A 26,506-nucleotide genomic window follows, 5' to 3' on the forward strand; every position below is an offset into this window, starting at 1 on the left:
GGGTGAGGGCCTCGCTGGGCAGTACCGTGCCGACCGTGGCGACGGAGCGGAATGCCGTGAGAGTGGTCTACGTGGTCCGATCTGGCAGGTAGAGGTAGACGCCGAGGACGTCGGGCGGGGGCAGGAGCCGGGCCTGGAGCCCGCGCAGTGCGACGTGACTGCTGCGGCGCACCGCGCGGTGCGCCTTCACCGCCTCGGTGGCGATCGACTTGCCGCGGACGCCCAGGTGCGCTTGGAGTTCGGGCAGGCGATCCAGAGCGTGCTGGAGCTGGCCCCGGGCGAGGTCGTCGCGGACGTTGGCGGTCGGTCGGGCCAGGAGCAGCGTGTCGGTCGTGGCCGGGTCGAGCCAGCGGACCAGCCCGTTGTGCACGGTGAAACCGAGGAACTGGGCGTCTTCGGCTACTTGGGTGATGGTGCGGCGTGAGCCGGGGATGACGAGTTCGACGCGGAACCGGACGACCAGCAGGGTCGTGACGGTGTCGACGGCGGTGGTCCGGATGACGGCGGCCCGGCGTGCAGGACGCGCGACGTCCGGGAGCAGGGGGTCCAGCGCCGCGTCCAGGACGTAGCGGGCGAGCGCCTCAACGGTGGGATCGGTACGGGCGAGCAACGGCTCGCCTGGCGGGACGGGCAGGGATCGGTGGAATCGCAGTGCCGATGCCTTGGTGGCCGGAAGCTGGTCGACCAGGGCGTGGGGGAGGGTGTCGATGCGCACGATGAACCCGTCGTCGGTGTCGGTGAGCTGACCGGAGAGCAGAGCCAAGGCGTCCCGCGTGAACCGTTCGGCGTCGGCGGGCCCGCCGAGGGACCGGCGGACGTCGGCGAGGGTGGCTTCCACCTCGTCGGGGTGCAGAGCGGCTTGGCGGAACCGGGATCGGGACGCTTTTTCCCGTTCCGCGGCGTCGATCCACCGGGTGAGGACGGCGTCGGCGGTCTCGCTGTCGGTGGCCGCGCCGAGGTCGAGGGAGAGTTGCTGGGGGTCGGTGCCGCGTAGCAGCAGGGACTCCCAGATCGCGTTCATCACGGTGGTGGAGTCGACCGGGACTGGGACTGAGACGCCGGTGGTGCGGCGGATGCTTTCGTGGCGGCGGAGGAGGACGTCCAGGACGACGCCGTCGATCTTGTTGTCGGCGCCGTAGTAGGTGACCGCGCGGACCGTCTTCGCGGTCTGACCGAATCGGTCGATGCGGCCTTCGCGTTGTTCGTGGCGCGTCGGGTTCCAGGCCAGGTCGTAGTGGACGACCGCGGTGAAGCCCTCCTGGAGGTTGACGCCTTCGGAAAGGCAGTCCGTTGAGACGAGGACCCGCGGTCCGGGGTGGGCGGTGAGGTCTTGGACGCGCGACTCGCGCTCTTCGGGGGGCAGGGTGCCGCTGACGGCTTCGACGCGTATGCCGGGCAGCTTGCGTAGGGCTGTCGCGAGGTGTTCGGCGACGTACTCCGTCGTCGGGATGTAGCGGCAGAAGACGATCGGGTGGTAGCCGTCGGCCACCAGCGCGCTGACGATGGCGACGACGCGCTTGAGCTTCGCGTCGAACTTGACTCCCCGCAGCGCCGCGGCTTCGGCGGCGAAACCGCGTAGGCGCCGGCGGGCCGAGGCTTGCGGGCCGTCGCTGGTGGAGATGGCGGCGCCCAAGGCGGTGTCGTCCCCGTCGACGGTGTCGTCGAGGTCGACGTCGAACACGCGAGGTCCGGCGACCGAGTCGGCGTCTTCCACACTCTGGGCGTCGTCGAGTTGCGAGCGGTTGAGGAGCGTTTGCTCCGCGGCGGCCGGGCTGGACGCGATGGAGCGCAGCAGCGCGATCGCGGACCACCAGCGCACTCGTCGCCGGACGTGACCGATCGACGGGTCAGCTACCTGTTCGTGGGCGTAGGAGAGCACGCGGTCGAACAGCTTCCGATATGCCGGGGTCAGCTTGTAGCTCTCCTCTGCGCGTTCGCGGGTGGGGAAGGGTGTCTCCTCGGACAGGTAGTCGCGGATGTCGGCGCGCTGACGCTGGATGAGGAACTTCGCGAGCAGCTTGCGGTCGTCGTCGCGGTCCGGTCCGGAGAGGTCGACGGGCAGTTCGGCGAAGCGGTCGTCCAGCAGGCCGACGAGGCGTTGCCAGGCGCCGTCGTCGCCGTTGTGCGGGGTGGCGGTGAGCAGCAGCAGGTGCCGGGACTGATCGTCGGCGAGTTTGCGCAGCAGGATGTAGCGCTGGTGCGCATGGGAAGAACCGACTGTTGACGTGGGGGCGATGCACGTGTGCGCTTCGTCGACGATCACCAGTTCGGGACAGAGCAGGGCGAACTCGTCGCGACGACTGTGCTGCTTGATGTAGTCGGTGGAGATGATCAGGTACGGGTAGTGCTCGTAGACGGTCGATCCGAACGGCACCGAACGCGCGAGCCGGTTCGCCGTCGAGGGCAGCAGCAGCTCGGCGTTGATCCCGAACTTGGTACGCAGCTCCGACTGCCACTGCGGCGCGAGCTGGGGCGAGCAGAGCACCGCCAGCCGCTGGGCGTCGCCGCTGGCGATGAGCTCGGCGGCGATCAGGCCCGCTTCGATGGTTTTTCCCACACCGACTCCGTCGGCAATAAGCAGGCGGACGGTGTCCTGCGCGGCGGCCATCATCAGCGGGACGAGCTGGTAGTTGCGTGGGGTGACCGCCAGTTGGGCGAAGGATCGGAACGGCCCGGCCGTGGCGCGGAACGACAGGCGTAGCGCGTCGCGCAGGAGGCGGGCGCGGGCGGCGTCTCCGCGGTCGTCGACGCTCGGGACGTCGAAGGTCGCGGCTGTGGGGCTGTCCTGGTCCGGGAGCAGCACGGTGGTCTCGTCGTCGCGGCCGCCCAGCGGGCGAGCGAGGAGCATCCCGGCGGGGGAGCCGGGCAGGACCAGCCATTCGCGGCCGCGCGCGGCGACGAGGGTGCCGGGACGGAACTCAGTCATGGTCATGACGTGTCCTTGCCAGTGCCGAAGACGGTCGGATTGCTCGTCGTCACCTGTTGCCAGCTCGGCGGGTTCCCGCAGGCGCTGGTGCGTTCGTCCTCGTGGTGGAACCGCAGAACCAGCCAGCCGGCTTCGTCTTCGAGCTTGGCCCGGGCAGCTTCGTCCTTGATCGCCTGGTGCGCGCTGTCATGGATCGGGCCGTCGACGAAGATGGCGACGTTTCCGTCGGGGCTGAGGAAGGTGAAATCGGGGCGGACGTAGTAGTCCTCGACGATCTGCTGGGCCTCGTCGGGCAAGCGGTAGCCGCCCTCGGCGAGGAAGTGCAGGAACTGCTTTTCCAGCCCGTTGCTGTGCTCTTCCAAACGAGCCAGTTTTTCCCTGCTGTCCGGCTCGGCGCTGTCCTCAACAGTGAGAGTGGCCGTGGTGAGCTGACTGAGCAGATCGATCACGACGTGGCGATCGAGCGTCTGGTGATCAAGCTGGTTGCTGTAGGACAACAAGCAGTCGTAGCAAGCCTGGGCGCACGGCTCGGTAGCGTGGTCGGCCTTCCCGAGATCTGCGCCGGTATCGGGGTCGTAATGCATGAGCTCGATGGCTCGGCGCGCCACCCGGCGGATCTGATCCGGTTCGGTGGCAAGTCTGCGGAGTACTCCCGCGCCCCCTTCCGCCGCTTCGAACATCAGCAACACCGACCAGGCGTGGTCACTGGTCCGGTCGGGCATCGGCTCAGCCGCGAGCTCGCTGCTTTCCAGCTGGAACTTGGCTTCCACCGCGCGCTTGAGTGCGTACATCGCGGCGATGCGCTGTTCCCTGGCAATGTGCGGGGCAAGCTTGAACAACAGGGCGTTGCGGTGGTCCTCGACGTAGGGCACCACGCGCTGGATACGGCCATCGGGTCCTTGGGGGAGGGCTGAGCCGTCTGCCGCGCTGACGTCCGCGGTGCGGGCCCACTTGCCGTCGAGAGTGTCGAGCAGGTAGCCCTGGTCGGTCTTGTTCTTGCGGCGGCGCAGCCCGACGTTCATCCGGCGGATCAGTGCGGTGTCGCCGTAGCTCAGGTTCGCGAGGAGACCACCGTTGCGATCGGTGAGCGTGCCCTTCAGCTCGCTCGTGCGTTCGCCGTAGGGCTCAAATCGGATGGCGGTGGTGATCTCGTGTCCAGCGCGTTGACGTTCCTCCTCGTCGGCGCTGATGCGATCACGACGCCGGGTCTTCACCGCGAGCAGCTTCATCATCCGGCTCATGGTGAGCAGCTCGCCCGAGCCACAGTACTGGCACGTCTCATGGGCGGTCGGGCCGTTGCTGTCGTGCAGGTAGCCGCAGGCCTGGCAGCGTTTGATCTCGGTGACGTTGATGCCCGAGCCGTCATCGCGGGTCGGGAGGCTGACCCGGTTGACCTCATAACGAGCGCCTTCGTGATAGACGAACGCCCCCGGGCCGAACTCGCTGATCGCCAGGAATCTAGGCCTCTGGACATAGTCTCCCTGTCCATGGCGGGTCTTGCGCTCGGCCGGGATAAACGCCGCCAGCGGCAGCCGGGGGAACGAGTAGCCAGGCAGGAAGCCTTCAGAGGCGAAGTAGCGGTAAGGGTAGAAGTCGCCTTGATTGACGTCGTCGGTCTCGCCCTTGAGGAGGTCCAACGCGGCACGGGCTTCCGATATCTGTCCGCGGGCGCGTCTCTTCGACGGTTCAGAAGCGCCGATGTTTTTCAGGATTTCGTTGGCGGAGTCGAGCTCGGCGCGGGCTTCGCGATAGAGGCCGCGCCAGCGTTCCAGCGCCTGCTGGAACCGCTGGGGCGCTTCCGCGACGGCGGCATTGATCCAGTCGTCACGCCACCATGGAGCACTCGTTACCTCGCGGGTTGCGGACAGGACGGTGCTGATGGCGATGGTCGCTTTCGCCGCCGATCCGGAGATCTTCGAAACGATGTCCTCGCGCAGCGGCTGCTTGGGCAGGTCGACGTCGAGCAGGTCGGTCATGCTCGCCTTGAGGTCGAGATCGATGACGACCAGCCAGATGGCGTGGGCGTGGGCGCGCACGAGGTCCTGATTGCTCAATTCCAGCCGTGGCGGTGCGACCGCGCCGGCGACCATGTCCTGGCTGTGCCCGAAGTAGTAGTTGTCGTGGGCGTTTCCGGTAGCGCAGTACGTCAACACGACGGCCGGTTGCCCGGAGCGTCCCGCGCGGCCGGAGCGCTGGGCGTAGTTGGCCGGGGTAGGCGGCACGTTGCGCATCCCGACGACGTTGAGGCTCTTGATGTCCACGCCCAGCTCCATCGTCGGGGAGCAGTACAGCACGGGCAGTTCAGCGTCACTGAAGCGTCGTTCTCGGTCCTGCCGGTTCTCGGGGCTCACTTGAGCGGTGTGCTCGCGCGCTTCGAGCCCAGCCAGCCCGGTCGCTGTCTCCGCGTAGAAACGTCGGAAGTAGGGGTTGACTCTGCCTGCGAGAGTGTTGGTGCGGAGTGGGTCGGGCGCGCGATGTGTGCCGTCGCCGGCCCGCCACTCGATGATGCCGGCTTGGACGCGGTACCCGGTGCGCCTGGTGCGCTCCTCGACTTTGGCGAGCATGCCGACGGTGGCCAGCACACCCAACAGTGTGGTGATGAGCTTGTCTGCGTCTTTCACCGTCAATCGGGACGTGAGGTGCGGGAATCGGTCCGGGCGGCGGAGCCAACGTCCGAACTGGCCCAAGCCGGAGAGGTACAGGTCACGGCCGATCCCGGCGGGTGCACGAGGACGGGCGCCCGCATAGCAGGTGGCGGCGTAGACACCTTGTTCATCCGTGAGCGCCCACGGCGCACGTAGCCACTCCTGGCTGGCCCGCTTGATGTCTTCGTAGCGATCCTCGGTGAGATAGGACGACTCGATACAGATATTGCGCCGCAACTCGTTCAGCAACGTCTCCATGATCAACAGTCGGGTGGCGGGATCAGTGCCGGTGAGCGGTTGTCCCTTGGTCTCCCACTTCGCTTCGTCCCCGGCCAGTTCGTCCAGACCCGCGTAGGTCAACAGGAGCTGGCCGGTCTGTTCGAGGTTGGGCATGGTGATGCGCCAGCCGCGACGCAGATCGGCCCATACCCGGTAGGTGACCGACTCTCGCAGCGCCCGGATGACCTTCGTCTTGGCCGCGTACTCGACGTCGGGATTCAGGGCGTAGTCAGCGATCTGTACCTTCAAGCACTCGATCACCCGGCGGCCGAGGTCCTCGTCGGTGAGCGATTCATCGGGGAACCGCCGTTGCTGCTGCACTGCCGCCTGGTACAGCGCGGAGCGGACCATGCCGACGAGGACGAAGTCGTTGAAATGTCCCGCCTGCAGACTGGCATCCTGGCGGTTGTCGGAGAAGACCAGGAACTTGCGGGCCTCCGCATCGAGGTCCTCAGCCTCGCGCAAGGTGCGTACCACCGCCTGAGACAGGACGGACACCGCGCTGGCACGCCCTTCCGTGCCCAGACTCGCGACCCGGGAGAACTCAGACTGCATTGCGCTTTCGTAGCTCGTCTTGCACGTCGGGCAGAAATGTAACGTCTCGAAGAACGCGGCCGTGACGCCGTCGTCGCAGGCGTCACCGAAAACGTCGACGCGGACACCCTTCGGCAGCCGCGGCCAGCGGGCTTTGTCCAGCACCCGGTCGTCTCCGGACTCGACGATCCAGTCGTCGGGGACGAGTTCGAGCAGGTCCGGAGATGACCGGTCCGGCCAGGCTTTCTCAGTGATCAGCAGCAGTCCCGCAGCGTTGTCCTGCTCGCCAAGGCCGCCGCCGAGCAGGCGAGGTTCGAACCGCTCGCCACCCTTCTTTCTGGTAACGACAAGGAAATCCTGACCGCATTCGCGGCAGAAGGCGAGCGGGAACAACGGCTGCCCCGCCGGTCCCTGAGGAGCACTGCGCTGATAGTGCGTCGTGAGATATCGCTGTTCGGGACGGTCGAGGGTGACGTAGGCGGTGTCGCCCTTGCCGATGAACTGGTGAAGCTTGAAGGCGAACAGAGAGCGTCCATCTTCGTCGCGGGACTGCGAGCCGGCCAGCAGAGTTTCCCGCAATGCTCGAGCACACGTCGCGACATCTGTGCCGGTCAACTCGGCGAGTCGCCCAGCCGCATCCTGCAGCCGAACGGGCGGTAGGCGGGAGAGGCTGCCTTCGTCGTCCGTACCCAGTCCGAAGGTCTGCTCGATCCAGATCGCCAGGTCGTCGCGGCGCAAGGCATCCTGGTCCGCCGGTGGGCTCGCGAGCACGCGCGTGGCCAGCCGGTGTGAGCTGCTCTCGCCGACGGTCGCCCGCCGCAGGGACTCCCCGACGATATTGGCGGCCGGGATCGACGTACCGAACAACCGGCTCGCCAACGTCGCCACTTCCGCCCGCTGAGCCGCCCTGGTCCCAGGGCCGGCAAGGGTCGCGCTGGTGCCGACGCACTGCAGGTGCTCCGCGCCCACGGCTCCGCGCAGGCGGCGGATCAGCATGGCGACGTCGGCGCCCTGGCGGCCTCGGTAGGTGTGCAGCTCGTCGAGCACCAGGAACGAGAGGTTCCGGGCGCTGGTGATGAGACTCGTGCGCTCCCGGGGGCGGGTCAGCATCAGCTCTAGCATCACGTAGTTGGTGAGCAGGATGTCGGGAGGCCGGGCGAGGATGACGTCGCGTTCGGCCCGGCTCTCCTGACCGGTGTACCGCTTGAACGTCACCTTCGGTGCGACCTTGCCGAGGAACTTCTCGAGCTCGCCACGTTGGCTGTTGGCCAGGGCGTTCATCGGGTAGACGATGATCGCGCGGACACCTCGCCCGGACCCTTCCCGCAGGACGCGATCGACGATCGGCACGATGTAGGCCATCGACTTTCCTGAGCCGGTTCCGGTGGTCAGGACGTAGGACTCGCGGCGCGCTGCGATCTCGATGGCGTCGACCTGGTGCTGGTGAAAGGCGATTTCCTGCCCATCGGCGCTCGAGGTCGCGCGAGCACGGAAGATGCCTCGATTGTCCGGATGCAGGAGTCCCCGGTCGACGAGCTCGCCGACTGAACCGCCGGGCTCGAAGGCGGGATTCAGCGCGAGCCACGGTTCGGGCCACATCAGCCCGTTATCAACTTCACGCTGCACTTTTGCCAGGATTTCCGGGTCGCGAATATTGAGAAATCCCCGCACGAAAGCCTTGTAGTCCTCGAGTACCTCGCCGAGTGCAGCGAAAGCGTCCATTTTCCCTGATCTCCGCACGCCACCCCGCCGTGACAGCGGACGCGGTCAGTGCTGTTCGCCGCCTGGGCTATCAGGATCACGGACGCGACCAAATCCCACGAACCTCGAAACCGGCGCAGATCCGTCGTTTGACGACGTCACAAAACCGGTCGACTCCCTAGTCTAAGTCCTCTCCACGTCACGCTTCCAGACACAGTTGTCACCATGACTGTCGCGCTCGCGGTGCGAACCGTTTCATATTGGGCCATTCGTGGTGCTGAACCGAGTTGACGATGCAATGGGATATGGCGAGATTTCGTCGCTCAGCGCAGGGTGGTCGACGGCTGTCGGGTGCGACCGTCGAGATCGATTTGCGGAGCTGTCGCTGGTGGCGCAGACCTGGTCTGTCCACCTTTGAAGCCAACCCTGGAGGTCACCATGGCCTGGACAGAGAAGATCGGCCCACACTCGTGGCGCGTCCGCTATCCCACCGCCGACGGCAGGATCGGTTCATGCTCCGGCTTCGGGACCAAGAAGATCGCCAACGACTACGCCAACCAGATCGAGGCCGACCAGCGGCGCGGTACCTGGTTGGATCCCCAGGCGGCCAAGACCAGTGTCTCTGTCTGGGCTGCGTTGTGGGCTGACACCCTCGATGTGGAGATCCGCACCGAGGAGAACTATCTCAGCCGGATCCGCAATCACATTGAGCCCCGGTGGGCGAATACTGCGCTGGGTGACATTACCGCGCTCGCGGTCACGCTCTGGATCAAGCAGCTACGGCGTCACTACGCGAGGTCGACCGTGGCCGGCATCGTCACCGTGTTCTCGATGATGCTCGACGACGCCGTCGACGAGCGGCTCATCGCCGTCAATCCGGTGCGCCGGCGGGCAAGGCGGGGCCGACGCCGCGAGCAGTCACCCGTTCCTTCCGAACGTATCTGGGCGACTCCGGAGCAGGTCGTCCGGATCGCGGACAACTCCGAGTCGCTCGGCAACCACTGCTACGGGCTGCTTGTTGTGACCGCGGGTTGGACCGGTGCCCGCTGGGGTGAGTTGACTGGGCTGCGCCGGGTCAACACCCACCTTGACGATGGCTGCCTCGTCATCGATCCCGACACCGGCTGTCTGCACGAAGGTAGCCATCGGCTGTGGCTGGGACCGCCGAAGACTCCCGCGTCGGCGCGCACTATCACCTTGCCGCCGTTCCTGATCGAGCTGCTGCGTGAGCACCTCGATGATCAGGGTGGCGACTTCGTGTTCGCCAGTCCACGTCGCTGCTGGCTGCGGCGCAGCGACTTCGACCGGCGGGTCTTCCGTCCCGCCATCGACGGCAACCTGCATCGGCCGGACGTCGCGGCGCCGATCGAGCCGGTCCAGCCGGGGTTGACGTTCCACGGGCTGCGTCACAGTCACAAGACGTGGATGATCGCTGACGGCATCCCCGAGATTGCCCAGGCCCGGCGGCTTGGCCACCGCCTCGACAACCGCATCGTCGAGACCTACAGCCACGTCGCTCCCGAGGTGGAACGCCGCCTGCTCCGCTGCCTGGAACGCCGCTGGCGCAAGGCGCGGACTACGGTGGACCGTGCGGTGGCTCTACCCGCGGCCATCCAGGGGCCCGCTGGCTCGGCCTGACCCCCCACCGCGTCCCGGTGGTGGGAAACCGGGGTTGTTTCGCAGTGGCCGCGACGAGTTCTCCCGCGCCGCTAAGCATTGAGTCTTCTGCGTTGAGGGGGCGGAAGCCTGAGGGAGATCACTGGGCGCCTGAAGAGCAAGATCGATCCTCCAGAAATCCTCCATCGGGATCGTCTGAATCGATTCACCGTTGATCATCGAATGATCAGCAGAAGATTGGTGATGATACGAAGAAACCCTCCTGGGCCTGCGGAAACTCCGCTAGCTCAGGAGGGTTCTCGGCGATGTGGAGCTAAGGGGACTCGAACCCCTGACCCCCTCACTGCCAGTGAGGTGCGCTACCAGCTGCGCCATAGCCCCGAGGCGAAGGTGAACTCCGCATCTCGTATGGCAATACCGTACATGACCCCCGCGCGGTCTCCGTCGAGGGGGTCCCCCTGTGAGCCGGTCCCGGTGAGCGGGGCGCTGACCTGCCACTTTAAGCCTTATTTTTAGTCGTGTATTGACTCCGGGTGTGGCCGCCGTTACATTTTCGGCGGTTGTGACGCCGAGGTCCCCGCCCGTTACGCCGCGTCTACCCCTAGACCGGGCATGCCTCTGCCGTTTCCTGCTCTACGGACGCCGCGAACTGCGGCAGAGGAGGTTTCGATGAAGACGAGACGGCGGGTGATGACGCTGCTCTCCGCGGCGTTCGCCCTGGTCGCGGGCACCGCGGTCGCGACGAACGCGCAAGCGGCGGTCACCCCGGACGGCTGGTACACCGTGGCCGCCGTCAACAGCGGGAAGTGCGTCGACGCTCGGGCCGCCGGGACGGCCAACGGCACCGTCGTGCAGCAGTACTCCTGCAACCAGACCGCCTCGCAGGAGTGGCAGTTCCAGTCGACCGGCGACGGCTACTTCCGGGTGAACACCCGCGGCAACCCCGCCGCGGCCTGGGACGTCACCGGCGTCTCCACCGCCGATGGCGGGCTCGTGCAGCTCTGGTCCTACTCGAACGGCGCCAACCAGCAGTGGCAGGCCGTCGACGAGGGCAACGGCCGCTACCACTTCGTCAGCCGCAACAGCGGGAAGTGCCTCGACGTCCCCGGGGCCTCCGTCGCCGATTCCGTGCAGCTCCAGCAGTACGCCTGCAACGGCACCACCGCCCAGTCGTTCATCCTGAACCCCGTGAACACGACGCAGCCCGGTCAGCCGGACCTCGGCCCGAACGTGGTGATCTTCGACCCGTCGATGTCGAGCTCCAGCATCCAGAGCCGGCTCAACAGCATCTTCAGCCAGCAGGAACGCAACCAGTTCGGCAGCCAGCGCTACGCCGTCATGTTCAAGCCCGGCACGTACTCCAACGACGTCAACGTCGGCTTCTACACGCAGGTGCTGGGCCTCGGCCTGAGCCCCGACGCCGTGACGATCAACGGCGCCGTGCACGTCGAGGCCGACTGGTTCCCGCCGCAGAACGCGACGCAGAACTTCTGGCGCGGTGCCGAGAACCTGTCCGTGAACCCGACCGGCGGCGCCGACCGCTGGGCCGTCAGCCAGGCCGCGCCGTACCGCCGCATGCACGTCCGCGGTGACCTGCAGCTCGACGACGGCGGCTGGGCCAGCGGCGGCTGGATCTCCGACTCGAAGATCGACGGCCAGGTCCGCTCGGGCTCGCAGCAGCAGTGGATCTCGCGCAACTCGCAGTTCGGCAGCTGGAACGGCTCCAACTGGAACATGGTCTTCGCGGGCGTCCAGGGCGCTCCCTCGAACACCTTCCCGGCGCCGCCGTACACGACCGTCAACCAGACGCCGGTCGTGCGCGAAAAGCCGTTCCTCTACATCGACAACGCCGGCAACTACCAGGTCTTCGTGCCCGGCGTGAAGACCAATGCGTCCGGCACGAGCTGGGCGAACGGCACCGCGCCGGGCTCGTCGATCCCGATCGACCAGTTCTACATCGCCAAGCCCGGCGCCACCGCCGCGGACATGAACGCCGCGCTCGCCGCGGGCAAGAACCTGCTGGTCACGCCGGGTGTCTACCACCTCAACCAGGCTCTGCACGTCACCCGGCCGGACACCGTCGTGCTCGGGCTCGGCATCGCCACGATGGTGCCGGACAACGGCGTCACCGCGATGAACGTCGACGACGTCGACGGCGTCAAGGTCGCCGGCCTGCTGATCGACGCCGGCACGACCAACTCGAACACCCTCATGCAGGTCGGCCAGGCCGGCTCGACCGCCGACCACTCGGCCGACCCGACGTCGCTGCACGACGTCTTCTTCCGGATCGGCGGCGGCGCCGTCGGGAAGGCGACGAACAGCCTGGTCGTCAACAGCAACAACGTGATCGGCGACCACATGTGGATCTGGCGCGCCGACCACGCCGACCGCAACGAGTACGTCGGCTGGGGCACCAACACGGCCGACAACGGGCTCACCGTCAACGGCAACAACGTGACGATGTACGGCCTGTTCGTCGAGCACTACCAGAAGACGCAGGTCGTCTGGAACGGCAACGGCGGCCGGACGTACTTCTTCCAGAACGAGATGCCCTACGACGTGCCGAACCAGGCCGGCTGGATGAACGGGTCCACGAAGGGCTACTCCGCCTACAAGGTGGGCCCGAACGTCACCAGCCACGAGGCGTGGGGGCTGGGCAGCTACTGCTACTTCAGCACCAACCCGGCCGTCGCCAGCGCTCACGCGTTCGAGGCGCCGAACACCTCGGGTGTCCGGTTCCACGACATGGTGACCGTGTCGCTCAACTACCAGGGCACGATCACGCACGTCATCAACACCACGGGTGACACGACCCCGACCGGCACCAAGCCGGTCAACCTGGTCAGCTACCCCTGAGCAACCGGCGTGCGCCGTGGTGGCGGCCGCGGCGCACGCCGGTCCTATGTGTCCGGACACAGTGGACGCATGGCCCGAACGGGTGGTGAATCACGCCGGCCGGGCGATCAGTCGCGATAATGGGACGCCCCACACCCGAGGAGCGACCCATGACCTCCTTCGCAGCGTTTTCCGTTGTCGAACCCCGCCGAGCCTGGCCGATCGCCGCCGTCCGTGGCGTGTTCGCCGTGCTTTTCGGGCTCTTCGCCCTGATTTGGCCGGGCGCCACGGTGCTCGTGCTGGCGATCCTGTACGGCGTGTACGCGATCGTCGACGGCATCGGCGGCCTGATGCAGGCCTTCCGCCCGGGCGACACCGGCCACCGCGTGGCCTACGGAATCCTCGGCGCGCTCGGCATCATCGCCGGAATCCTGGTCTTGGTCTGGCCCGGGATCACGGTTCTGCTCCTGGCCCTGCTGGTCGGCCTGTGGGCGATCATCACCGGCGTCGCCGAGATCGCCGCCGCGATCCGCCTGCGCAAGCAGATCCAGGGTGAGGCGTTCCTCATCGCCGCCGGAGCGCTCTCCGTGATCGCCGGTGTGCTCATCGTGATCAACCCGATCGCCGGCGCTTTCGGCATCGCGCTGCTCGTCGGCATCTACGCGCTGCTCTACGGGATCATGCTGCTGGTGCTGGCCTTCCGGCTGCGCAAACTGGGGGACACCGCTCCCGCCGCGTGAGTAGCGTGCGGGGGTGTCGACCCGCGAACTGGTGGTGCTGGGCACCGCGAGCCAGGTGCCCACGCGCCACCGCAACCAGAACGGCTACTTGCTGAGATGGGACGGCGAGGGCCTCCTCTTCGACCCCGGCGAAGGCACCCAGCGGCAGATGCTGCGGGCGGGTGTCGCCGCCACCGACATCACCCGGATCTGTCTCACGCACTTCCACGGCGACCACACCCTCGGCCTGCCCGGCGTGATCCAGCGGCTGTCGCTGGACGCGGTCAAGCACCCGGTCCACGCCCACTTCCCGGCGTCCGGCACGCACTACTTCGAGCGGCTGCGGCACGCGACGTCGTTCTACGAGCAGGCCGACCTACGTGAACACCCGATCGCCGAGGACGGCCCGATCGCCACCGGGAAGTTCACGCTCGAGGCCCGGCGCCTCAGCCACCCGGTCGAAGCCTTCGGCTACCGCCTGGTCGAGCCGGACGGCCGCACCATGCTCCCCGGAAAACTCCGGGAACGCGGCATCGCCGGCCCGGACGTCGGCAAGCTCCAACGGGAAGGACACCTCGGGAGCACGAGACTCGAAGACGTCAGCACGCCCAGGCCGGGCCAGCGGTTCGCGTTCGTCATGGACACCCGCCTCTGCGACGCCGTGTACGCGCTCAGCGAAAAAGCCGACATGCTCGTGATCGAGTCGACGTTCCTGGCCGAAGACACCCGGCTGGCGGAAGACTTCGGGCACCTGACCGCGCAGCAGGCCGCCCGCGTCGCCGCCGAGTCCGGCGTCCGGCAGCTCGTGCTGACCCACTTCTCCCAGCGCTACCCCGACCCGCAGCGCTTCCTGGACGAGGCGAAAGCCGAGTTCGACGGCGAGATCGTGGTGGCCGAGGACCTGGAGCGGGTCCAGGTGCCGAAACGCCGGTCCTCCCCAGCGGACCACCCGGCGCCGTAGGCTGCATCTCGTGAGCCAGCCGATCCTGATGACCGTCGACGACGATCCCGCCGTGTCCCGCTCGGTCGCCCGTGACCTGCGGCGCCGCTACGGGAAGGACTACCGCGTCATCCGCGCCGACTCCGGCGCGGACGCCCTCGACGCGCTGCGCGAGATCAAGCTGCGCGGCGACGCCGTCGCGGCGATCCTCGCCGACTACCGGATGCCGCAGATGGACGGGATCGCCTTCCTCGAGAAGGCGATGGACCTGTTCCCGCACGCCCGCCGCGCCCTGCTGACCGCCTACGCCGACACCGACGCCGCGATCCAGGCGATCAACGTCGTCGACGTCGACCACTACCTGCTCAAGCCGTGGGACCCGCCGGAGGAGAAGCTCTACCCGGTGATCGACGCCCTGGTCGAGACCTGGAAAGCCGTCGGCGACAAGCCGGTCGAAGAGGTCAAGCTCATCGGCCACCGCTTCAACTCGCCGTCGTTCCACATGCGCGACTTCCTCGCCCGCAACGCCGTCCCGTACCGGTGGTACTCGGTCGAAGACGACGAGGGGCGCCGGATCCTGCAGGCCGCGGAGGCCACCGCCGCCGACATCCCGGTCGTCGTCACCCCCGACGGCACCGTGCTCAAGCACCCCTCCGGCAGCGAGATCGCCGACGCGGTCGGTTTGTCGACCCGTCCGGCGCAGGAGTTCTACGACCTCGTCGTGATCGGCGGCGGGCCGGCCGGCCTCGGCGCCGCCGTCTATGGCGCGTCCGAGGGCCTGCGCACGGTCCTCGTCGAGAAGAAGGCCACCGGTGGCCAGGCCGGCACCAGTTCGCGCATCGAGAACTACCTCGGCTTCCCCGACGGCGTCTCCGGCGCGCAGCTGACCGACCGGGCGCGGCGCCAGGCGCAGAAGTTCGGCGCCGAGGTGCTGACCGCGCGCGATGTCGTCGGCCTCGAAGCGCGCGGCTCGTCGCGGGTCGTCACCTTCGGCGACGGCAGCGAGATCGCCGCGCACTCGGTGATCCTCGCCAGCGGCGTCACCTACCGCGCGCTGGACGCCGAGGGCATCGAGGAGCTGAGCGGCCGCGGCGTCTACTACGGCTCGGCCGCGACCGAGGCGCCCGAGTGCAAGGGCGAGCACGTCTACATCGTCGGCGGCGCCAACTCCGCCGGACAGGCGGCGGTGTTCTTCTCCCGGCACGCGAGCGACGTCACGATCCTCGTGCGCGGGGAGTCGCTGGAGTCGTCGATGTCGCACTACCTGATCGAGCAGATCGCCGGCATCGAGAACATCCACGTCCGCACGCACACCACGGTCAAGCAGGCCCACGGCGACGAGCACCTCGAACGTCTCACGCTGTGCGAGAACGGCGTCACCGAGACGGTCGAGAGCGGCCACCTGTTCATCTTCATCGGTGCCGCCCCGCGCACCGAGTGGCTCGGCGACGCGATCCACCGCGACGAGCACGGCTTCGTGTGCACCGGCCCCGACCTGACGGCGAACGGGCAGCGGCCGGCGGGCTGGACCCTCGACCGTGATCCGCACTACCTCGAGTCGTCCGTCCCCGGCGTGTTCGTGGCCGGTGACGTGCGGGCGCAGTCGGTCAAGCGGGTGGCGTCCGCGGTCGGCGAAGGCGCGATGGCCGTGACGCTGGTACACCGGTACCTGGAGGAACAATGAGCGCACTGCCGCGGGAAGAGCTTCGCGGGCTCTTCCTTTTCGAACACCTTTCCGAAGACCAGCTCGACTGGATCGCCGCCAACGCCGTGCTCGAGGAGTACGCGGCCGACTCCACCGTCATCAGCGAGGGCGACGAGGCGACCTGCTTCTACGTCCTGCTCGGCGGCGCGATCCGGATGACGCGCCTGGTCAGCGGCACCGAAGTGGAGACCAACCGGTCCGACCAGCGCGGCGCCTACTTCGGCGCGACGCAGTTCTTCGTGCACCAGGAGAGCGAGCACACCTACAACGCCACGGTGCGCGCGCTGTCCGACGTCACGTTCCTGACGCTGCCGTCGAAGGAGTTCTCCTTCGAGTTCCGCCGGTGGTTCCCGATGGCGACGCACCTCCTCGAGGGCATGTACCTCGGCTGGCGCAACAGCGACACCGTGATCGGCTCGCGTCGCCGTCTCCTCGCCCTCGGCGAACTCTCGGCCGGTCTCACGCACGAGCTGAACAACCCGGCCGCGGCTGCCGTCCGGGCGACGTCCGCCCTGCGCGAACGCGTCGCCGGGATGCGGCACAAGCTCGCCTTCCTCGCCAAGAAGGACATCGATCCGGAGCTGCTCTACCAGCTCATCGACGTCCAGGAACGCCTGGTCAAGCAGGTCGTCAACGCCGAAAAGCTGTCCGCGATGCAGCAGGCCGACCGCGAGGACGAGATCACCGGCTGGTTCGAGGACCGCGGCATCGACCAGGGCTGGGACCTCGCCGACATCTACGTCCGGGCCGGCCTGACCACGACCGACCTGGACAACGTCCTCGAGCAGGTCGGCGACACCTTCATCGACGGCGCCGTCCGCTGGCTCGCCTACGCGCTCGAGACCGAGATGCTGATGGGCGAGATCGAGGACTCGACGACCCGCATCTCCGCGCTGGTCGGCAAGGCCAAGCAGTACTCCCAGATGGACCGCGCGCCGCACCAGTGGGTCGACGTCCACGACGGCCTCGACTCCACGCTCGTCATGCTCGCGGGCAAGATCGGCCCCGGCGTCCGCGTAGTCAAGGAGTACGACCGCGGCCTGCCGAAGATCCCGGCGTACCCGGCCGAGCTGAACCAGGTCTGGACGAACGTCATCGACAACGCCCTCGGCGCGATGCAGGGCGAAGGCACGCTGACGCTGCGGACGTGGGGCCAGAACGACCAGGTCCGCGTCGAGATCGGCGACACCGGCCCCGGCATCCCGGCGGACATCAAGCAGCGGATCTTCGAGCCGTTCTTCACGACGAAACCGGTCGGCGAGGGCACCGGGCTCGGCCTGGACATCTCGTGGAAGATCGTCGTCGAACGCCACCAGGGCGACCTGCGCGTCGAGTCCGAGCCCGGGAACACCCGGTTCGAGATCTGCCTGCCGACGGTCGAGCAGGCCTCGCTCTGATGGCTTCCGTCCCGACGGTCACGACCGAGCTCGGGGCGCTGGTGGGGCTGGCGGGCGACGGCGTCCGCCGGTGGCGCGGGATCCCGTACGCCCGCCCGCCGGTCGGGGAGCTGCGGTGGAAGGCGCCGCGGCCGCCGTCGCTCTCGGGCGGCGTGCACGTCGCGACGGAGTACGGGCCGCACGCGATGCAGGCACCGGACCCGATGAACCCTTCCGCCGTGTGCGACGAGGACTGCCTGTACCTCAACGTCTGCACGCCGGAAGGCCCGGTCCCCGAGGGCGGCTGGCCGGTGCTGTTCTGGCTGCACGGCGGCGGCTACCGCGTCGGCCACGGCGAGCAGCTCGGTGACGGCGAGGAGTTCGCACGCGCCGGGATCGTCGTCGTCACGATCAACTACCGCCTCGGCTCGCTCGGCTTCCTGCACCTCGCCGGCCTCTTCGGCGAGCCGGAAGCGGACGCCGGCGTGTGCGGGTTCCTCGACCAGGTCGAGGCCCTGAAATGGGTGCGCCGCAACATCTCCGCGTTCGGCGGCGACCCCGATCGGATCACCGTCTATGGCGTCTCGGCGGGCGCGAAGAGCGTCGGGAACCTGATGGGCAGCCCGCTGGGCACGGGGTTGTTCGCCCAGGCGATCAGCAGCAGCGGCGGCGCGGACCACGTCGCGACGCCGGAGGCCGGGACCGCGCTGGCCCGGCGGCTCCTGGACGAGGTCGGCTGCCACGACGTCGAAGCGCTGCGCGCCTTGCCGGCGAAGGAGTTCGTCGAGGCGCAGGAACGGATCCTCACCGGTTTCCAGGCGCTGTGGCTGTGGCGGCCGACGCTGCACCCCCGTGTGCTGCCGGAGGTGCCGATCGAGCCGATCCGCCGGGGGAGCGCGGCCGGCGTCTCGCTGCTCGTGGGCTGCAACAGCAACGAAGGCAGCACGTACGCGCTGATGCTCGGCGACGACGTCGCGACGGCTCCGGCGAGCGGCGTGCTGAACGGAATCCTCGGCGACGAAGGAGCTTCGCGGCTTCTCGAGACGTACCTTCGCCGCGTCCCCGACCTGAAGTCCGCGAAGATCGCCGCGATGGGCGACGAGCGCTACGGCGTCCCGACGCAGCGCCTCGCCGACGCGCAGTCCGCCTACGCGGCCGTCTACCGCTACCGCATCGACATCGCCGCGCCCGGCGTGCCCGAACAGCTCGACGGCGGCCACGGCACCGAGACGACGATGGCCTGGAAGACGCCGCTGCCGCTCGCCACGCAGGGCTCCGCCGTCAACCCGAAGCGCGAACGCGCGGCACTGCTCATCCACCGCAGCTGGGTGCGGTTCATCCGGGACGGCGTCGCGGACGCCGACGGTCCCGAATGGCCGCCGTACGGCCCCGAACTGCGGCCGGTGCTCGTTTTCCGGGAAGACACGGATCTGGTGCTCGACCCACGATCCGACGAGCGGAACGCCTGGGGCGACACGGAATGGGAGTCCGGGACCTGGTTCCCGGTGACCTGAGACCGTTCCTTCACCCGTTGTTCACTTCGAACCGGACCCCTCCCGCGTCAAATGGGCGAAGGCCCTGAAGGGCCGTCGAGGGGAGTGGCTCGTGAAACGCCGGGTGTCCATCGGGCTGGCCGTGGTGCTGTTGCTGGCCGTCGTCGCCGTGATCATCTGGGGCCGGGGGGACGACACCGCGCGGGGTGGCGACCTGACCACCGTGCGCGGCGTGATCGGTTCGGAGAAGCAGGCCTTCTTCACCGACCAGCGCGTCGTCGACGCGTTCGCCCGCCACGGCTTGAAGGTCGAAGTGGACACCGCGGGGTCGCGGCAGATCGCGACGACCGTCGACCTCGGGAAGTACGCGTTCGCGTTCCCGTCGTCGTCGCCCGCCGCGCAGAAGATCCAGCGCGACCGCAAGGTGACCACGGTCTACACGCCGTTCCAGTCGCCGATGGCGATCGCCACCTTCGAGCCGATCGCGCAGCTGCTGAAGGCGAACGGCGTGGTGCACAAGGGCGCCGGCGACTACGACGTCCTCGACATCGCGAAGTACCTCGACCTGGCGAAGGCCGGGACGCGCTGGGACCAGCTGCCCGGCAACACCGCGTACCCGGCGCGCAAGAACGTCCTCGTCACGACGACCGACCCGCGCGAGTCGAACTCCGCCGCGATGTACCTGTCGATCGTTTCCTTCGTGGCGAACGGCAACACCGTCGTCAGCACGCCCGACCAGGAGGCGAAGGTGCTGCCCGCGGTGTCGAAGCTGTTCCTGGACCAGGGGTACACGCAGAACAGCACCGAAGGGCCGTTCGAGGACTACCTGGCGGCGGGGATGGGGAAGACGCCGCTCGCGCTGATCTACGAGTCGCAGTTCGTCGACCGGGTCGTGCGCGGCGACGGCTCGATCCGGCCGGACATGCGCATGATCTACACCGCGCCGACGGTGTACTCGAAGCACACGCTCGTCCCGCTCTCCGGTGACGGCGACAAGGTGGGGCAGCTCCTCGCGACCGACCCTGAGCTGGGCGAGCTCGCCGCGACCTTCGGGTTCCGCACGAACAACCCGCAGCTGTTCGCGGACGTCGCCGCCCCGGCGCACGCGCCGGCCGACCTCGTGGACGCCGTCGAACCGCCGTCGTTCGAGACCCTCGAACGGCTGCTCGACGCCGTCGGCAAGCAGTACTGACATGGACGAGTTCACCCTCGCGCCGCCCGAGCCGGTGACGGCGATCCCGGTCGAGCGCGCCGCCGGGCTCATCACGCTCAGCGACGACACCCGGTCGGAAGTCGCCGTTCGCGCCGCGAAGTTCGCTTCGCGGCTGGAAGCCCTCGACGTCCGGTCGCCGGAGTTCACGGACCTCTTGGACGAGCTGCTGGCCGTCGGCGAGGCCGACATGCGGGCCGCGGCCGGCGTCGCGGGGTCGATGCTGGACCGGTCCCTGCGCAGCGCGGCCTCCCCGCAGGACGGGGTCACGACGAGTCTCACCAGCCTGCGCCGCACCGTCGCCGAGCTGGACCCGGCGAAGCTCCCGCTGACCGGGCGCAAGCTGCTCGGGATGTTCCCGGTCGCCCAGGGCGCGAAGCGGGCCCTGGACCGCTACCGCGCGGCGAACGAGCCGGTCAACGCGCTGGTCGTCGACCTCCGCGGCCGCCAGGACGTCCTGCGTCGCGACAATGCCGCGATCAAGGGCGAGCGTGAGCGGCTGTGGAAGGTCATGGGGAAGCTCGCCGAGGCGGCCGCGTTCGCCGAGGCCGTCGACGGTGCGATCGAGGCGCAGGCCGGCGTCTTCGACCTGACGGATCCCGCGCGCGCCAACGCGTTGCGCGCCGACGTGCTGTACCCGATCCGGCAACGCCACCAGGACCTGCTGACCCAGCTCGCGGTCAGTGCGCAGGGCTACCTCGCGCTGGACCTGGTGCGCAAGAACAACGACGAGCTGGTCCGCGGCGTCGAGCGGGCGGTGTCGACGACCGTGTCCGCGCTGCGGGTCGCCCTGCTGGTCAGCGGCGCTCTGGCGAGCCAGCGCGACGTCCTCGACGAGGTCGCGGCGCTGCAGGCGACCACCGACGGGCTGATCCGCGCCAACTCGGAGCTCCTGACGCTGCAGTCCGCGGAGATCCGCAAGGCGAGCGGCGACCCGGCCGTCGCGACCGAGACGATCCGGCAGTCGTTCGACCGGATCTACGCCTCGATCGACGCGATCGACGGGTTCCGCGCCGACGCCGTCCGCAGCATGGCGGCGACCGTCGAGTCGCTGTCCGGCGAGATCCGCCGCGCCGAAGACCATCTGCGGCGCTCGCACGAGGGGGAAGCATGATCAGGAAAGTTCTCGCGCTGGCGCTGGGCGCGGCCTTGCTGGCCGGGTGTTCCGAACCCTCTTCGTCGGCGCCTCTCGGCGACCCCGAGCCGGGGACGCTGCGGATCCTCGCGGGCAGCGAACTGGCGGACATGCAGCCGGTGCTCGACGAAGCCGCTCGCGCCACCGGAGTGACGGTCAAGTTCACCTTTACCGGGACCCTCGAAGGCGCCGAAGCGCTGGCGAACGGCAGCGTCGACGGCAAGTACGACGCCGTCTGGTTCTCCTCGAACCGTTATCCCGCGGGCATTCCCGAAGCGGCGAAACGACTCGGGAACCAGGTGAAGATCATGAGCTCGCCGGTGGTGCTGGGGCTGGCGTCGTCCGTGGTGCAGCGGCTCGGCTGGGCGGGCAAGCCCGTCAGCTGGGGCGAGATCGCCGCGCAGGCGGGGAAGAAGGCGTTCAGCTACGGGATGACGGACCCGTCGGCGTCGAACTCGGGGTTCTCGGCGCTGGTCGGCGTCGCGTCGGCGCTCGCGGGCGCGGGCAACGCGATCGACGCCCAGCAGATCGCTTCGGTGACTCCGCAGCTGACGCAGTTCTTCAGCGCCCAGGCGCTTTCGGCCGGGTCGTCAGGCTGGCTGTCGGACGCGTACACGCGGCGCGCGACCGGCCAGGACCCGGGGCAGAAGGTCGACGGGCTGATCAACTACGAGTCCGTGCTGCTCTCGGCGAACGCGTCCGGGAAGCTGCCCGAACCGCTGACGCTCGTCTACCCGAGCGACGGCGTCGTCACGGCGGACTACCCGCTTTCCTTGCTGGCCGACGCCGGTTCGGACGCGCGTTCCGCGCACCAGCGGCTTTCGGACTACCTGCGGACGCCCGGCGTCCAGAAGAAGATCATGGAGACCACGCAGCGGCGGCCGGTGGTCCCGGGCGTCGCGTTGGCACCGCAGTTCGCGGCGCACGACCTCGTCGAGCTGCCGTTCCCGGCGACGCAGCAGGCGGTCGACGCGCTGCTCCAGGCCTACTTCGACAAGATCCGGCGGCCGTCGCGGACGCTGTACGTGCTCGACACTTCCGGGTCGATGAAGGGCGACCGCATCGACTCGCTGCGGAGCGCGCTGGTCGGGCTGACGGGCGCGGACACGTCGCTGACCGGGCGGTTCCGGCGGTTCCGGAGCCGGGAGGAGGTGACGATGTTGCCGTTCGACTCGAGTCCTTCGCGGCCTTCGACGTTCACCGTGCCGGAGCAGAACCCCCAGGGCGAGCTGGACCGCATCAAGGCGTTCGCCGAGGGGCTGTCGGCCGGCGGCGGGACGGCGATCTACGACAGCCTGTCCGAGGCCTACCGGGTGCTGGAACCCTTGGCGGCGCGCGATCCCGACCGGTTCACCTCGATCGTCCTGATGACCGACGGCGAGAACGCGAACGGCTCGTCGTTGGCGGACTTCCAGGCGTCGTTCGGCTCGCTGCCGCCCGCCATGAAGCAGGTGCCGGTGTTCACCGTGCTGTTCGGGGAGGGCAGCAGCGACGAGCTGACCCAGGTCGCCGGGTCCACCGGCGGCAAGGTGTTCGACGCGCGGAAAGTCCAGCTGTCCAGCGTGTTCCAGGAGATCCGCGGGTACCAATGATGCTGCGCTACCTGGGGTCGACCAAGAACCTCCTCGGCTGCGTCGGAGGGCTTCTTGGTGTCGTGCTGTACCTGACCGGCGTGGTCGGGTGGTTCTGGCCGTTCGTCGTGGTGGCGTTGTACCTGGTGGGGGCGCTGCTCGCGCCTTCCGAGAAGGTCCGGTTGGTGCCGGACACCTCGGCCGAGCTGCGCTCTTCGCTGGAAGTCCTGGTGCGCCGGGTCTCGGCGCAGGCTTCGCGCATGCCGACGTCCACTGTGGACACCGTGGGGCGCATCGCCGAAGTCCTGCGGGACCTGCTGTCGCAGCCTGCGCGGCTCGCGGCCGATCCCGACCTGCAGCACTCGGTCGGACGGTTGGCGCGCACGGATCTGCCGCTGTCGCTGGAAACCTATTTGAACCTGCCGTGGTGGTTCGCTTCGCGGCGGACCGGTGCGGGCGAAGAACTGGTGGCGCAGCTGGGTTTGCTCGAGGCGGAGGCGCACCGGGTGGCCGAGCGGTTCTACGCTTCCGAGGTCGACCGGCAGGCCGATCACACGCGGTATCTGCGGGACCGGGACGCGTGAATCCCCGGCCCTACCCTTGTGAGTGATGACGTTCGAACACGCGTTCTAGTAGCGTTTTCGGTGTCCGGCTCGTCGAGGAGGGGTCATGAACGGGTGCCGAGGTTCGGCAGGGTCAGTGTCATCGCGGCGGTCGTCAGCCAGCTCAGCAAGTCCGCCAGCGGAATGCGGGAAAGCCGGTCCGGCCATTCCTCCGCCACCGTGTGCAACACGAGTTCGTCCTGCCGTGGCTCGACCTTCGTCAGCTTTATGCCCGGCGGGAGTTCCGGCAGGGGAAGCACGATGGGCCGGAAGCGCTTCGGTGGCCGGAGCTTCCGCTGTCCGATGTGGAGGTTCCGCGGCTCGAGCACCACGGCGTCGTCCTCTACCCGGGCCGCCAACGTCAGGTGGCCCCACTGCGGCTTCTTGGCCCAGTGGATCTGGAGCAGTCCGCTTCCGGCCGGGGCGGCGACGATCCCGGGGCGGACTTTCGCCACCCGTTCGCGCAGCACGTCCGCGGACACGGCGATCCGCAGTTCGACGCGGGCCGGCTTGGCGGCCGGCGTGGGCAGCGAGCGGAGGCGGACGTCTTCGGCGAGCACGGTGACCCGGCGCAGCGGAATGCTGCCGCCTTCGGGCTCGGGCCAGTCGACGTCCTCGGCGACGATCCGGACGTCCCCGACGCGGCCGGTGGCCAGGCGGAGGCTGTCGGCCGGGTAGTCGAGTTCGGTGAGCGTCAGGCCGACGTCGCGGCCGTCGACCTTGGCGGTGAGCCGGCGCCCGACGAGCTGCTCGGTCACGGTGCGCGCCAAGGCGGCCGGCGTCACCGGGACGTTCGGGAGCAGAGAACGTCCGGCCGCGGCCAGCCCGGCCAGTTCGGGCCAGGGCGACCAGCCGTCGAACCACCTGCCGTCGCTCATCCGTCCAGTGTCGCCGAAGGGGAGGAGGTATGCCGACAGGAGGTCACGCGAAAGCGGCGATTCTCACGCGGCGGTGGTGGTACCGAAGATGGGTGCGATGGCTTGTCGCACCCATCGACGAGGTGGTGCACCACCTGCCGTCACCGGAGGGGGCGGTGACGACAGGTGGCCGTTCGGAGGGCGGTGTCGCCCGCCGGTCACCGGCCGGCGAACCGGGCGATGATGCCGGTGATGACCAGCCAGAACACCGCGGCCAAGCCGAAGTCGAGGATGACCTGCAGGCTGGCGTTGTCCACGTTGAACAGCCCCGGCCAGAACAACGCGAGAGGGACCGCCAACGACTTGATGAAGATGAAGAATGCGTTGCCGGCGTTCGCACCGGCGAGCACCATGATCATGTAAAGGACTTCGATCCCCGCGAAGATCGCGCCGATCGCCGTGATGACCCGCACGGCCGTGTTCCGTCTGGTGGTGGTTCGCCAAGGAGACATGTCCGGAAAATTCCCGGAACGGGTGACCGATCAAACGCTCCAGCCCCAAGATTGCGCCGTTCGGCGGCTCCCGTTGCTCTCTGCCGCCCCTCCCACACGGTCCGCAGCCCCTCCCGATGCCCCTCCAGTCACGCATGATGCCCGCCCAGTCACGCTCGATGCCCCTCCAAACACGCGCGAGGCCCGCCCAGCCACGCGGGTTCGGTCCTTGATCACTCGAGTTCCGGGGTTGGTGCCCTCGGCCGGGGTTCGCGTTTCGTCGGTTCGCGACCGTCACCGCGGTCCGGCGTCACCCAGCAACCGGGCGATGGCCCAATCCTGCACGGCGAGCCCCACCGACTTGAACACCGTTCGTCCACCCACCGCCGGCGGCGTCCGCAACGCGTCACCGAACTCGACCAACGAGGAGCGCTTCATCAACCCACTCTCCACCGCGTGGATCACCTCGCCGGCCTCTTCGAGCACGGCCTCGACCTGATCCACCACGACACACCCGGCGGTGCCGAGCAGCTCAGCCGGAAGCTCCCGCATGGAAGGCAGATAGGACCCGATCGCGTTGACGTGGACCTGCTCGGGCAGATCGTCCACTGCGAAGAGAGGAGTCGAAGACGAAGTAGCGCAGCACACGATCTCCGCATCGGCGACCGCGTCGGCAGCCGACCCTGCGACCCGCGTCGCGATTCCCGGGAACTCGGCACGCAGACGGTCCGCGAACCCGTGAGCACGCGACGGATCCCTTCCGAACACCGCCAGCCGGCTCACCGGCCGGACCGCCGCCATCGCCCGCACCTGGTCGGCGGCCTGGGCACCGGTGCCCAGGAGAGCCAAGCGGCTGGCGGAGGCCGGCGCGAGCAGGTCCGTCGCGACGCCGGACGCCGCGCCCGTGCGCAGCGTGGTCACCTCGATCGCGTCGGCGACCAGCTGGCCCGCGGCCGTGTTCCACACCAGCGTCCCCAGGATCATCGGCGTGCGGCCGGCGACGAGACTGAGCGTCTTGACCACCGTCGTCGACGTCGGCGTGTGGCACGCGCTCATCACCAACGTCGTGCCGCCACCGAAGGACAACCGTTGTGGCATCACGAAACGGCCGGCGGCGAGGTCGAGGAAGGCTTCCCGCACCGCGTCGACGGCGGCGCTCATCGGCACGGCCGCCCGGACGGCGTGAGCATCGAGCATGAAGGGACCCTTCGAAGTCGGAAACCTGCGGCTAGCCTGACGAGGTGTCCGACCCCACGCAAGATCAGCCCGCCGAGGAACAGCGGTTCGTCCGCGACGACTGGTACGGGGAGGAGATCACCGGACGGCACTACGTGCGGTGCGAGTTCCGAGAAGTCGACTTCTCGGAGGCGCAGACGCGGAACTCGGTCTTCACCGACTGCGTGTTCGGCAACGTGCGCTTCAACGCGTCCCGGCACGCGGACTCGGCGTTCACCGGCTGCGCCTTCAAGCGGTGCAACTTCTTCGACGCCGAGTTCACCGGGTGCAAGCTCGTCGGCGCGACGTTCAGCGAGTGCGAGCTGCGCCCGCTGCGGGTCACCGGCGGCGACTGGTCGTTCGCCAGCCTGGCGGGCGCCGACCTGCGATCGGTCGCCTTCCACGGGGTGCGCATGCGCGAGGCCGACCTCACCGGGGCGAACTGCGCCGACGCCGTGTTCGCCGACGTCGACCTTTCGGCGGTGGCGCTGCACGCCGTCAAGCTGTCCCGCGCCGACCTGCGCGGCAGCGATCTGTCGGCGCTCGACCCGGTGAACGCTGAGCTGACGGGCGCGATCGTGTCACCCGAACAGGCTGCGGTCCTCGTCACGTCGCTCGGGCTGCGCGTCCGGGCGTAGGCTCGGGCCGACCGGAA

Annotated in this window: 17 protein-coding genes and 1 tRNA gene; 12 read left to right on the forward strand and 6 right to left on the reverse strand. The window is 68.6% G+C overall.

Annotated features, from left to right (window positions below):
• Window positions 1-67 precede the first annotated feature (67 nt).
• Together AA23TX_RS22615 and AA23TX_RS22620 are read right to left on the reverse strand one after the other, a co-directional pair.
• Window positions 68-2,932, reverse strand: a complete 2,865-nt coding sequence (locus AA23TX_RS22615; RefSeq protein WP_155544858.1) for a DUF8741 domain-containing protein — start codon at window positions 2,930-2,932, stop codon at window positions 68-70.
• On the reverse strand, window positions 2,929-8,106 hold the full coding sequence (locus tag AA23TX_RS22620) for a DEAD/DEAH box helicase (protein WP_155544859.1): 5,178 nt from the start codon (window positions 8,104-8,106) through the stop codon (window positions 2,929-2,931). Before AA23TX_RS22620 ends, AA23TX_RS22615 begins: the two co-directional genes overlap by 4 nt.
• Before the next feature lie 417 nt (window positions 8,107-8,523).
• Between AA23TX_RS22620 and AA23TX_RS22625 the strand changes: the two genes are divergently transcribed.
• A complete protein-coding gene (locus tag AA23TX_RS22625) occupies window positions 8,524-9,723 on the forward strand; it encodes a tyrosine-type recombinase/integrase (RefSeq protein WP_155544860.1) in 1,200 nt (399 codons plus the stop codon).
• A 287-nt stretch (window positions 9,724-10,010) separates the two neighbouring features.
• On the opposite strand, the gene AA23TX_RS22630 is transcribed toward AA23TX_RS22625, so the two are convergent.
• Window positions 10,011-10,083: transfer RNA gene (locus AA23TX_RS22630), tRNA-Ala, on the reverse strand.
• Between the two features lie 288 nt (window positions 10,084-10,371).
• Between AA23TX_RS22630 and AA23TX_RS22635 the strand changes: the two genes are divergently transcribed.
• The 10 genes from AA23TX_RS22635 (at window position 10,372) to AA23TX_RS22680 (ending at window position 23,270) form a co-directional block, all read left to right on the forward strand.
• Window positions 10,372-12,558, forward strand: coding sequence for an RICIN domain-containing protein (locus AA23TX_RS22635; RefSeq protein ID WP_196425484.1), 2,187 nt, complete (start codon window positions 10,372-10,374; stop codon window positions 12,556-12,558).
• A gap of 149 nt (window positions 12,559-12,707) precedes the next feature.
• Window positions 12,708-13,277: an HdeD family acid-resistance protein gene (locus AA23TX_RS22640; protein ID WP_155544861.1), complete on the forward strand. Its 570-nt coding sequence runs from the start codon at window positions 12,708-12,710 to the stop codon at window positions 13,275-13,277.
• A gap of 13 nt (window positions 13,278-13,290) precedes the next feature.
• Window positions 13,291-14,217, forward strand: a complete 927-nt coding sequence (locus AA23TX_RS22645) for a ribonuclease Z (protein WP_155544862.1) — start codon at window positions 13,291-13,293, stop codon at window positions 14,215-14,217.
• Window positions 14,218-14,227: 10 nt separating this feature from the next.
• Window positions 14,228-15,880 (forward strand): response regulator, encoded by a 1,653-nt coding sequence (locus tag AA23TX_RS22650; RefSeq protein ID WP_155544863.1) that lies wholly within the window; start codon window positions 14,228-14,230, stop codon window positions 15,878-15,880.
• Window positions 15,877-17,298, forward strand: a complete 1,422-nt coding sequence (locus tag AA23TX_RS22655; protein ID WP_155544864.1) for an ATP-binding protein — start codon at window positions 15,877-15,879, stop codon at window positions 17,296-17,298. The genes AA23TX_RS22650 and AA23TX_RS22655 overlap by 4 nt, the downstream gene beginning before the upstream one ends.
• Window positions 17,298-18,791 carry a carboxylesterase/lipase family protein gene (locus tag AA23TX_RS22660; protein ID WP_155544865.1) on the forward strand — a complete coding sequence of 498 codons (1,494 nt, stop codon included), beginning with the start codon at window positions 17,298-17,300 and terminating at the stop codon, window positions 18,789-18,791. Before AA23TX_RS22655 ends, AA23TX_RS22660 begins: the two co-directional genes overlap by 1 nt.
• A 91-nt stretch (window positions 18,792-18,882) precedes the next feature.
• The gene (locus AA23TX_RS22665) at window positions 18,883-19,962 is read left to right on the forward strand and encodes a hypothetical protein (RefSeq protein ID WP_155544866.1); all 1,080 of its coding nucleotides are present in this window, start codon (window positions 18,883-18,885) and stop codon (window positions 19,960-19,962) included.
• Between the two features lies 1 nt (window position 19,963).
• On the forward strand, window positions 19,964-21,094 hold the full coding sequence (locus AA23TX_RS22670) for a toxic anion resistance protein (RefSeq protein ID WP_155544867.1): 1,131 nt from the start codon (window positions 19,964-19,966) through the stop codon (window positions 21,092-21,094).
• Complete coding sequence (locus tag AA23TX_RS22675; protein WP_196425485.1) at window positions 21,091-22,707, forward strand: VWA domain-containing protein; 1,617 nt, start codon at window positions 21,091-21,093, stop codon at window positions 22,705-22,707. Before AA23TX_RS22670 ends, AA23TX_RS22675 begins: the two co-directional genes overlap by 4 nt.
• Window positions 22,704-23,270, forward strand: a complete 567-nt coding sequence (locus AA23TX_RS22680; RefSeq protein WP_155544868.1) for a hypothetical protein — start codon at window positions 22,704-22,706, stop codon at window positions 23,268-23,270. The genes AA23TX_RS22675 and AA23TX_RS22680 overlap by 4 nt, the downstream gene beginning before the upstream one ends.
• Before the next feature lie 83 nt (window positions 23,271-23,353).
• Here AA23TX_RS22680 and AA23TX_RS22685 read toward each other — a convergent pair whose 3' ends face one another.
• The 3 genes from AA23TX_RS22685 to AA23TX_RS22695 all read right to left on the reverse strand — a co-directional run bounded on the left by AA23TX_RS22685 (window position 23,354) and on the right by AA23TX_RS22695 (window position 25,833).
• Entirely contained in the window at window positions 23,354-24,166 is an 813-nt protein-coding gene (locus tag AA23TX_RS22685) for an LmeA family phospholipid-binding protein (protein ID WP_155544869.1), read from the reverse strand.
• Window positions 24,167-24,363: 197 nt separating this feature from the next.
• Window positions 24,364-24,618, reverse strand: coding sequence for a hypothetical protein (locus AA23TX_RS22690; protein WP_155544870.1), 255 nt, complete (start codon window positions 24,616-24,618; stop codon window positions 24,364-24,366).
• A 312-nt stretch (window positions 24,619-24,930) separates the two neighbouring features.
• Window positions 24,931-25,833, reverse strand: coding sequence for an ornithine cyclodeaminase family protein (locus tag AA23TX_RS22695; protein WP_155544871.1), 903 nt, complete (start codon window positions 25,831-25,833; stop codon window positions 24,931-24,933).
• Between the two features lie 44 nt (window positions 25,834-25,877).
• Between AA23TX_RS22695 and AA23TX_RS22700 the strand changes: the two genes are divergently transcribed.
• Window positions 25,878-26,489: a pentapeptide repeat-containing protein gene (locus AA23TX_RS22700; protein ID WP_155544872.1), complete on the forward strand. Its 612-nt coding sequence runs from the start codon at window positions 25,878-25,880 to the stop codon at window positions 26,487-26,489.
• Window positions 26,490-26,506: the final 17 nt, after the last annotated feature.

Origin of the sequence: Amycolatopsis camponoti (assembly GCF_902497555.1) — a bacterium.
GTDB classification, from domain to species: domain Bacteria; phylum Actinomycetota; class Actinomycetes; order Mycobacteriales; family Pseudonocardiaceae; genus Amycolatopsis; species Amycolatopsis camponoti.